Source organism: Glycocaulis sp. (genome assembly GCF_052168375.1).
Lineage (GTDB): Bacteria > Pseudomonadota > Alphaproteobacteria > Caulobacterales > Maricaulaceae > Glycocaulis.
This window is the reverse complement of record NZ_JBQLZR010000184.1, coordinates 1-7,680: the sequence shown is the minus strand read 5'-3', so window position 1 is coordinate 7,680 and position 7,680 is coordinate 1. Positions and strand designations below refer to the sequence as shown.

Sequence of the window (7,680 nt, the reverse complement as noted above, 5' to 3'; positions counted from 1 at the left end):
CTCGAGACCGAGGTGAATGTGGCGCGCCAGCGTGTAGCATCGCTACAGGCGACGCTCGCCGGTGTCCGTGACGAGCTGGTGACGAACAACCGGGCGCTGGTCCGCCTACGCGAGCTCGAACGCGAGGCAGAGGCATCGCGCACTCTGTTTGAATCGTTCCTGAACCGTTTCCGCCAGACCAACGAGCAAGATGATCTGGCAACGGCAGATGCCCGCATCGTGGCGCGCGCACCTGTGCCTTCCGAACCCAGCTCCCCCAACTGGATACTCAATCTTGCCCTTGGCGTCGTATTGGCCGGGATGGCCGGGGCCGGGGCGATTGCGATCCTCGAAGTGTTCGATAACGGCGTGCGCACCGAGGGCGATGTAGAGCGCGAACTTGGCGCCGGTCATATTGCCTCCGTGCCATTCCTCACGCAGTCGCGATTTGGACGCAAGAAGGGTAAGTCAGGCGGGCACCCCTATGATTACATACGGGAAAATCCGCTTTCCGGCATTGCCGAATCCTTCAGGGTGATCCGCTCGGCGATCCTCCTGTCCAATCTCGACAAGGCACACAAGATCGTGGCCGTTACCTCCGCCCTGCCTGGCGAGGGCAAGACCACGACGACCTTCTCGCTGGGGCGAATCTCCGCCATGTCGGGATCCAAGACGCTGATCCTCGATTGCGATTTGCGCCGCCGCCTTCTGACCAAGGCCGCAGCTCCTGACGCGAAGCGGGGGCTTCTGGAAGTGCTGGCAGGTGATTGCTCGCTGGACTCCGTGCTTATCGAGGATGCTGAGCGGGGGCTTCACATCCTGCCATCAGTCGAATCACAGTTCACGCCGCGTGACGTGTTCTCCTCGGAGGCTTTCCGTTCCCTGCTGGTTGTGCTGCGTCAGCGCTATGACCTGGTGATCATTGATACGGCGCCTGTGCTCGCCGTGACTGACACGCGCGTTATTGCAGCCAAGGCCGATGCGGTCGTCGTGAACGTGAAGTGGAAGACCACGCCGCGCGAAGCGGCTGGCAGCGCGCTCGACATCCTGCGAGAAGTGAAAGCGAACGTTCTGGGCGTTGTCCTGGCGCAGGTGGATATGAACGCGCAGGCCCGTTACGGCTATGAAGGTTCGTCCTACTACTACAAGAATTACCGCAGCTATTATTCGGGCTAGGGCAGGGGCCGGAGGCCTTCCCGAACGGCGTCCGGCACGGCGCATGGCGGCTGTGCAATTGATGCACACGCAATGATCGAACCGGCTTGACCGGTCAGGGCACGCCGATTAAGAAACGCGTCTCTCCGGGGGCAAGCCCCCGTGAAGAAGGGCCAAGCGGGTGTAGCTCAGTTGGTTAGAGTGCCGGCCTGTCACGCCGGAGGTCGCGGGTTCGAGCCCCGTCACTCGCGCCACTTCTTCTGCCAGAGAGATACGAAAAAGGCCGCCCCTCGGGGCGGCCTTTTTGCTATGCCGGTCAAGGCGTTGGCTATTCGTATCGCAAGGCATCGATCGGGTTCAGCCGGCTGGCACGGTGTGCCGGGTAGAAGCCGAACAGGATGCCCACACCCGCCGCAGCCCCAATCGCGACCAGCGCTATTGTAGGCTCGATCGAGACCGGAAATTCGCCCAGCGATTCCACGAACAGGGCGCCGGCTGCACCAAAAGCCATGCCGACGAGACCGCCCGCCACACACAGTACGACAGCCTCGATCAGGAACTGGTTCCTGACATCGCCCTGACGCGCGCCAATGGCCAGCCGCAGGCCGATCTCGCGGGTGCGCTCGGTTACCGAGACCAGCATGATGTTCATGATGCCGATGCCGCCCACGACGAGCGAGATCACAGCTGTGGCCGCGAGAAGCAGGCCGAGCTGGCTTTCCGTCTCGCTGCGCGCCCGCAGGAACTCCGCGAAATTGACGACGGAGAAGTCGTCTTCTGCGCCGAGGCGGACATTGCGCCTGACGCGCATCAGATCGGTGATCTCTTCGGTTGCCGGTTCGATATTGCGGGCCCTGTCTATGCCCAGCCAGATGGCCTGTACCGGGTTTCTGACACCGGCTGCCGGGACGCTGCCCAGCCGGTCACGCAGCGTGGTTGTGGGCACGAAGATGACGTCATCCTGGTCCTGACCCCAGCTGGACTGACCGCGTTCTGCCAGAATGCCTGTCACTTCCAGAGGCACGCCATTGATGCGCAGGGTTGCACCGACGGCGCCCCCGGCGGGGAAGAGCTCGTTGGCCACTGTCCGGCCGATCACGGCGACGCGCGCGGAGCCATCAAGCTCCGGCACGGTGAAGGGGCGTCCTTCGGCAATCGCCCAGTCACGAACGATGAAATAGTCCGGATGGGTGCCGGCGACCTCGGTCGCCCAGTTCACCCCGTCCACAACGGCTGTCAGGCCGCGTTGCTGGATGATGCCGGCGGCAGCAATCACGAAGGGAACATTTTCGCGCAGCGCTTCGGCATCTTCATCGCTCAGCGGTGTTGCAGAGCCCGATCCGCCGCGAACACCGCCCCGGAAGGACGAGCCCGGGCGCAATTGCAGGGAGTTCGCACCCAGCGCGCTGATCTGGGCATCTACAGCCGCCTTTGCGCCTTGTGAGATGGAAATCATCACGATTACCGAGCCAACGCCGATAATCACTCCGAGCATCGCGAGGAAGCTTCGCAGCGCGTTGACGCGAAGCGCTGTCAGGGCGACGGAGACGGCAGCGGTCATGTTCATTGCGTATCCTCCACGATGTGTCCGTCGCGAAATACGATCCGGCGGCGCGCGCGAGCGCCGACATCGGCTTCGTGCGTGACGAGTATCAGCGTGATGCCCGAAGCGTTCAGGCGGTCGAAAATATCCATCACATCGTCAGACGTCTTGGAATCCAGTGCGCCGGTCGGTTCGTCAGCCAGCAGGATGCGCGGTTCGTTGGCAAGCGCACGGGCAATCGCTACGCGCTGCTGCTGCCCGCCGGAGAGCTGGGAGGGGTGGTGGTCCATCCGTTCGCCGAGCCCGACCATTTCAAGACAGGCCGCGGCGCGTTCGCGGCGCTGCGCAGCCGGCATGCCCCGATAGAGCAGGGGCAGGGCCACATTGTCGATGGCGGGGGTTCGCGGCAGAAGATTGAACTGCTGGAAGACAAAGCCGACCATTTCATTGCGGAACTTTGCCAGTTCGTCCGGTGTGCGGTTGAGCAGAGACTGGCCCGCGATCGTCAACTCGCCGCTGGAGGGGGTGTCGAGTGCGCCGAGCATGTTCATGAAGGTCGACTTGCCAGACCCAGAAGCGCCCATCACGGCGACGTAATCGCCATCCGCAATATCGCAGTCCACGCCCCGCAGGGCATGCACATCACCGCCGCCAAGCCTGTAAACACGCGAAAGCTGCCGGGCGCGGATAAGAACCGGCGCGGCTGCCATCAGCGCACCTCCCGCACGCGCACGACGACGTTTTCACCTTCATTGAGGCCTTCGCCCATGATCTGGGTGTACTGGCCGTCCGACAGGCCCACCAGAACAGGCCGCGACTGGATGCGTCCATCGCTGCGCTGGACCCAGATCGTGCCGCGCTGAACTTCGGACCGTGCGCGGTTTCGTGCACCGCCGCCGGCGCGAGCCTCGGCCATCATCGTGTTCAGACGCGCTATTTCCTCCTGTGTGAGGATATCGCCAAGCGCGCGCTGGATCATCGCCGGGAAGCCTCCGGCACCGCCCATGCCCGCAGGCCCGGCGCGGCGCATCTCCTCGAAGGCCGACTGGAGGGCGCGTTCCGCCTCGGCACGGCGATCCTCGGGCAGTTCCAGTGGATCAAGCAGGCGGGCCAGCATCGGGTTGCCGCCAGCACGTGCGCCGCCGCTGCCCGCATTGCCGGATTCACTGGCCACAAGGCTTTCCGCCGCGCCGCGCGGCTGGAACCTGAGGGCCGTCGCCGGCACGGTGAGCGCGCCTTCCACATCGCCAGTCACGATGTTCACATTGGCTGTCATGCCCGGCAACAGGCGCTGCCCGGGATTTTCGGCCTCGATCACCACCGTGTAGGTAACGACCGTCTGCGTGGCCAGCGCGGCGAGACGCACCTGACGGACTTCGCCGGTAAACTCGCGTTCGCGGAAAGCATCGACTTCGAAGGTCACAGGCTGTCCCACCGCTATCTGGCCGATATCGGATTCGTCCACCTGGGCCTCGATCTGGATGCGTGACAGGTCTCGGGCAATGATGAAGAGCACGGGCGCGTTGAGGCTCGCGGCCACTGTCTGGCCGACATCGACCTGACGGTCGATCACCACACCGTCGATGGGCGAACGGATCGTTGTGCGCTCCAGATCGACCTGTGCGCTTTCAAGAGCGGCCTGACGCTGGTCCAGCGTGGCGCGCGCATTGCGCAGATTGGCTTCGGCTACAAGCACGCCGGCCTGGGCAGAATCCCGTGCAGTTTCCGCAGTGTCGAATTGAACCTGTGAGTAGGTGCCCCGCTCCACGAGTTCGCGGGCGCGCTCGAACGCTCGTTCTGCCTCGCGGGCTTCCGACCGGGCGCGGGTGAGATTGGCCTGGCTCACAGACACTTGCGACTGCGCGACCTCAAGGCTCGCGCGCGCTTCGCGCACCCGTGTCTCGAAGGTTTGCGGGTCGAGCCGCGCGAGTATCTGACCGGACTCCACCTCATCATTGAAATCTGCAGCGAGTTCGAGGATCTGGCCGGAAAGCTGGGAGCCGACCTCAACGGTGATCAGCGGTGCAATGGCACCGGTGGAGGCAACTTGCCGGGAGAGATCACGCGCTTCGATCGGTGCAGTCTCGACCTGCAACCCGCCTTCGCTGCGTGTGCCAAAGGCCTGCCAGGCCCAGAATGCGATCGCCGCAAGGGCGATTAAGGCAGCGGCAGCAATAACGATTTTTTTCATGTCCGGGTCACTCGTGCGGGGATGATTGTGTTCTGCTTTAGCCGGAAGCGGTTCATCGCGTCCAACGCAATGACAGCCCATTTTCCGTCGCTTATGTGAACCGCGGCTGAGTTTTGGCAAGCTTGATGCGAATGGCTCGCAAAAACAGATGCTTGCAGCGGCATTATGCACCGGAATTGGTGTCTCTTACGGCTTGCAGGCCGGGGCGGTGCGCACTAGCTTCCGCCCCGATTTGACAGGGTGGCCTCACATCTGTCAGGGACATTCGAATGGGCGGGCGTGGGACCGGTAATACCGGGCGCATGCCTTCCGGGGCTGAACAGCGACGCCAGGGCGGACCATGGACGCGGTACTTCTGGAATACCTTCCCGTACTGATCTTTTTCGCCATCGCACTTGCGATGGGGATCGGCTTCATCGTGGCGGCTGCTGTTCTGGCGCCGTCCGATCCCGACCCGGAAAAGGTCTCGACCTATGAATGCGGGTTCAACGCATTCGAGGACGCGCGGATGAAGTTTGATGTCCGCTTCTACCTGGTGGCCATCCTCTTCATCATCTTCGATCTGGAAGTGGCATTCCTCTTCCCCTGGATATTCCCGATGTTCGAAGGCAACATTTTCGCCTTCTGGTCGATGATGGTCTTCCTTGGCGTTCTCACCGTCGGGTTCCTCTATGAGTGGCGCAAGGGCGCCCTGGACTGGGAGTAGGCGATCATGGCGAATCCTCCGGCTCCGGCATTCTCTGCAGCGCGCACGGGCGTGCCGGCCTACGATCCGAAGAAGCACGACCCGTTCTTTGACGGCCTGTCCGACCAGCTCGCCGACAAGGGATTTCTGGTCGCGCGCGCCGACGACCTCATCACCTGGGCGCGGACCGGCTCGCTGATGTGGATGACGTTCGGGCTGGCATGCTGTGCGGTCGAGATGATGCAGGCGGCGATGCCTCGTTATGACCTTGAGCGCTTCGGCGCCGCGCCTCGCGGCTCACCGCGCCAGTCGGACGTGATGATCGTAGCCGGCACGCTGACGAACAAGATGGCTCCGGCCCTGCGCAAGGTCTACGACCAGATGCCAGAGCCGCGCTATGTGATCTCGATGGGCAGCTGCGCCAATGGCGGCGGGTACTACCACTACTCTTATTCCGTCGTCCGGGGCTGTGACCGCATCGTGCCGGTGGACATCTATGTTCCGGGTTGCCCGCCGACGGCCGAGGCGCTCGTCTACGGCATCCTGCAATTGCAGAAGAAAATCCGCCGCGAAGGCACCATCGAACGCTAGGTAACCCCAAGAGCAAGCGAGCCCCTCCGTTGAGCAAGCCCGATACCCTCTCAGAACTGGCAGCGCATCTGGCCGATGCGCTCGATGAGGATGTGCGTGAGCACGAGATCGCGCATGGCGAGCTGACGCTCGTCATCCACCGCGACCGCGTCTCGAAGGTGCTGCGCTTCCTGCGTGATGACCCGGCCTGCCGCTTCACCTCGCTGATTGATGTTTGCGCGGTTGACTGGCCGGCACGCGCCGACCGCTTCGATGTCGTCTATCACCTGCTTTCGATGCACAACAACATGCGCATCCGCGTGATGCTGTCCGTGGCAGAAGACACGCCGGTCGACAGCGTTGTGGATATTTTCCCGTCAGCCAACTGGTTCGAGCGCGAAGCCTTCGACATGTACGGTGTCGTCTTTGACGGACACCCGGACCTGCGCCGCATCCTTACCGATTATGGCTTTGAAGGATTCCCGCTTCGCAAGGACTTCCCGCTGACCGGTTTTGTCGAGGTCCGCTACGACGAGGCGCAAAAGCGCGTCGTCTACGAGCCGGTGAACCTGATGCAGGAATACCGTGATTTCGATTTCCTCTCACCGTGGGAAGGCGCCCGCCTTGTTATCCCCGGCGACGAGAAAGCGGAAGGAAAGGCCTGAGCCATGGCTGAGCAGGACATCCGCAATTTCACAATCAATTTCGGCCCCGTTCACCCGGCGGCACACGGCGTTCTGCGCATGGTGCTGGAGCTGGATGGCGAGGTTGTCGAGCGTGTGGACCCGCATATAGGTCTTCTCCATCGCGGCACCGAGAAGCTGCTGGAGCACAAGACCTATCTTCAGGGCATCGGCTATTTCGACCGGCTCGATTACGTCGCGCCGATGAACCAGGAGCATGCCTTCTGCCTCGCGGTTGAGCGTCTGGCGGGCATTCCGGTTCCCAAGCGCGGCTCCTATGTCCGCGTGCTTTACTGCGAGATCGGGCGCATCCTGAACCATCTGCTCAACGTCACCACGCAGGCGATGGACGTTGGCGCGCTGACCCCGCCGCTCTGGGGCTTTGAAGAGCGCGAAAAGCTGATGATCTTCTACGAGCGCGCATCCGGCGCGCGCCTGCACGCGCACTTTTTCCGCCCCGGCGGCGTTCACCAGGACCTGCCCCAGGCGCTGATCGACGATATTGCCAGCTGGTGTGAAAACTTCCCCAAGGCGCTCGACGATATCGATGCGCTTCTGACCGATAACCGTATCTTCAAGCAGCGGAACGCCGATATCGGTGTCGTGTCGAAGGAAGACGCGCTGGCCTGGGGCTTCTCCGGTGTCATGGTGCGTGGATCGGGCATGGCCTGGGATTTGCGCCGCGCGCAGCCCTACGAGGTCTATGACGAGCTCGACTTCAAGGTCGCCATCGGCAAGAACGGCGATTGCTATGACCGCTATCTCGTCCGCATGGAGGAGATGCGCGAGTCCTGCAAGATCATGCAGCAATGCTGCGATTGGCTGTCGCGTCCGGAAAACCAGGGCGAGGTTCTGCCGACCGACACCAAGTTCG

General features: G+C 62.7%; 7 protein-coding genes, 1 tRNA gene and 1 pseudogene. 6 read left to right on the top strand and 3 right to left on the bottom strand.

The window, feature by feature from the left end; translation table 11 throughout:
* A partial coding sequence (locus ACTS2Z_RS07375) for a polysaccharide biosynthesis tyrosine autokinase (protein ID WP_442572572.1) occupies positions 1-1,155 on the top strand: 1,155 nt, incomplete at its 5' end.
* A gap of 156 nt (positions 1,156-1,311) precedes the next feature.
* Positions 1,312-1,388: transfer RNA gene (locus ACTS2Z_RS07370), tRNA-Asp, on the top strand.
* 74 nt (positions 1,389-1,462) lie between these two features.
* Here the strand turns inward: ACTS2Z_RS07370 and ACTS2Z_RS07365 are convergent.
* Genes ACTS2Z_RS07365 through ACTS2Z_RS07355 form a run of 3 tightly spaced genes read right to left on the bottom strand, consistent with a single transcriptional unit; the run spans position 1,463 to position 4,868 of the window.
* Positions 1,463-2,695 (bottom strand): ABC transporter permease, encoded by a 1,233-nt coding sequence (locus ACTS2Z_RS07365; protein ID WP_442572571.1) that lies wholly within the window; start codon positions 2,693-2,695, stop codon positions 1,463-1,465.
* 2 nt (positions 2,696-2,697) lie between these two features.
* A complete protein-coding gene (locus tag ACTS2Z_RS07360; RefSeq protein WP_442572570.1) occupies positions 2,698-3,387 on the bottom strand; it encodes an ABC transporter ATP-binding protein in 690 nt (229 codons plus the stop codon).
* The gene (locus tag ACTS2Z_RS07355) at positions 3,387-4,868 is read right to left on the bottom strand and encodes an efflux RND transporter periplasmic adaptor subunit (RefSeq protein WP_442572569.1); all 1,482 of its coding nucleotides are present in this window, start codon (positions 4,866-4,868) and stop codon (positions 3,387-3,389) included. Before ACTS2Z_RS07355 ends, ACTS2Z_RS07360 begins: the two co-directional genes overlap by 1 nt.
* A gap of 340 nt (positions 4,869-5,208) precedes the next feature.
* Between ACTS2Z_RS07355 and ACTS2Z_RS07350 the strand changes: the two genes are divergently transcribed.
* The 4 genes and pseudogenes from ACTS2Z_RS07350 to ACTS2Z_RS07335 all read left to right on the top strand — a co-directional run.
* Positions 5,209-5,574 carry an NADH-quinone oxidoreductase subunit A gene (locus ACTS2Z_RS07350; RefSeq protein WP_188451149.1) on the top strand — a complete coding sequence of 122 codons (366 nt, stop codon included), beginning with the start codon at positions 5,209-5,211 and terminating at the stop codon, positions 5,572-5,574.
* Positions 5,544-6,144: pseudogene (locus ACTS2Z_RS07345) on the top strand (NuoB/complex I 20 kDa subunit family protein). Before ACTS2Z_RS07350 ends, ACTS2Z_RS07345 begins: the two are co-directional and overlap by 31 nt.
* Before the next feature lie 29 nt (positions 6,145-6,173).
* Positions 6,174-6,788 carry an NADH-quinone oxidoreductase subunit C gene (locus ACTS2Z_RS07340; protein ID WP_442572568.1) on the top strand — a complete coding sequence of 205 codons (615 nt, stop codon included), beginning with the start codon at positions 6,174-6,176 and terminating at the stop codon, positions 6,786-6,788.
* Positions 6,789-6,791: 3 nt separating this feature from the next.
* On the top strand, positions 6,792-7,680 hold an 889-nt coding region (locus ACTS2Z_RS07335; protein ID WP_442572567.1), incomplete at its 3' end, for an NADH-quinone oxidoreductase subunit D.